Here is a 1,780-nt window from a genome sequence, read left to right as displayed (position 1 = left end):
CTGACACCCTTTTTTGTTTGCGGTGAGACAAGATCAATGACCAATATGGTCATGACGTCGGACGAGGTATTAAAAATCGTAGCGCTTCAAAACAGCCATCCGACAGTCGGAGATGTTGGCTCGTATTGGTGTCGATGATGCGACGTATAAGGTCAAGCAATCGGGTAAAAACGCTTATAGATTTGCTTCTGCCAGTGGTTAATTGGCATGGCATCTTTGCTATGGATGTGTATTAAAGCACTCATCAAGATTAAAACTAGAATAAAGTAGATTATGTGCTGGTTATTTTAGGGTATTCTACTCATTAATAAAATTGGTCTATTACGGTGCGTAAGTGAGTTAGGAATTTTTCCCTATTTTTATATTCTTCAGTCATACACTCTCTTACTGTAATGTTGTGAACCATAGTGCCTTCTTCAACAAAGTATGCATAGACATTACAGTTTTGAGCTGCAGCCTGATTCCATAGTTCTTGTGAGCGTGTAATTTGTATTTGATATTCATCAATATCAGACAAATAACCATACAATTCAGAATAGACTTTTTGCATTTTAGACTTTGATTCTTCCTCCGCTGCTTTTTGGCAAGTTAATCGATCGCTTGATGACTCTAGCTGAGAGCATGCGGAGGCAGGTAGACTTGATAGTAAACCCACAAGGATGAAAGCAAGTTTTATTCTACTATTCATTATTTCCTCAAATAGTTGGCTCGTTGTCTTCCCGGTTCATAAGAACTTAGAACCGAACTTCCTTCAATGTACTCAATAAGCGTTTGTCTATCATTGTTCATACCTTTAGTCATTGGCCTAGGGCCTTTAGTGAAACCTTGATAAACAAAATCGACGAGAACATCTTTTATCTTTGTGTCGAGATTAGTCCATGCCACTCGGGAATCTTGGTACTTTTTCGTCCATTTGTTGTAAATACTAACAGCACGGCTTTCGTAGTCAGGATATATCAAAACGAAGAGTTCATGTTGATCTTTTCTAGTGATATTTCCTATTCGTTGCCTATTATTTTTGACAAATAACTTAGCGTCATTGCCTTTTAGACGAGCACTTTCTGATATCGACTGTGCGATTTGTCGTTCAACACCCGCGCGGGTCAAATCGGAGAAAATTTCTTTTCGGCTTCTATTCCCACAATCATAGCCTCTCCCAATTGTCACTCCTGACAACTCGTTCCCTGGCCAGTGGATAGTTCTTGAAAAATGTGGTGTATTTTTTATGTCATTTCCTTCAGCATTAAAAGTTAATTGGCCTTTGGGAACTTTTAACCACTTGAGATCCATCTCATCATTCTCATACTCCCCCCCCTCAACAAGTGCTTCGTCTAGACCTAAGGTTCCTTGACCTACGATTCCATCAACGGCTCCCACATCATAAGCGAGATGCGTTTCGTTGGTCGGCTTATACTCACTTTGGAGCAGCTTAACCTGACGTTGTGTGGTTGAACCAAAATCTCCGTCAGCGCCTGCATTGCCAAGATCGAAACCGAGTTTTATCAGAGCTTGTTGAATGTATTCAACTTCTTGCCCTTTTGCTCCGCTTTTGTATGAATGAGATTCACGATTCGCGAGTTTATCGACGGTTAAATACTGATTATGTTTGATATGAACCCTGGTGTCGTTTTCGACCTCGATGTCGAGATCTTTTTGAGCGTGGACAAAAACTTGCTCTTGCTGAGGCTGGTCTTCAATGCTGATCTCATGAAGTCTTCGCCTTACATCATCAATTCTTGAATGAGTTTGACTGACTTTAATAATAAAGACGAACGAATTA

Annotated in this window: 2 protein-coding genes; both read right to left on the bottom strand. The window is 40.1% G+C overall.

All coding sequences use genetic code 11. The features are described 5' to 3' along the window. Positions 1-304: 304 nt before the first annotated feature. Entirely contained in the window at positions 305-688 is a 384-nt protein-coding gene (locus tag CDZ87_RS16640) for a lysozyme inhibitor LprI family protein (RefSeq protein ID WP_100754521.1), read from the bottom strand. After that, positions 688-1,780: bacteriophage T4 gp5 trimerisation domain-containing protein (locus tag CDZ87_RS16635; RefSeq protein WP_172953605.1), on the bottom strand; the 1,093-nt coding region annotated here is incomplete at its 5' end. The genes CDZ87_RS16635 and CDZ87_RS16640, both read right to left, overlap by 1 nt.

The organism is Vibrio salilacus (assembly GCF_002811245.1).
GTDB lineage: Bacteria > Pseudomonadota > Gammaproteobacteria > Enterobacterales > Vibrionaceae > Vibrio > Vibrio salilacus.
The sequence above is the reverse complement of the archived record's forward strand: the minus strand, read 5'-3'. Positions and strand labels throughout refer to the sequence as shown.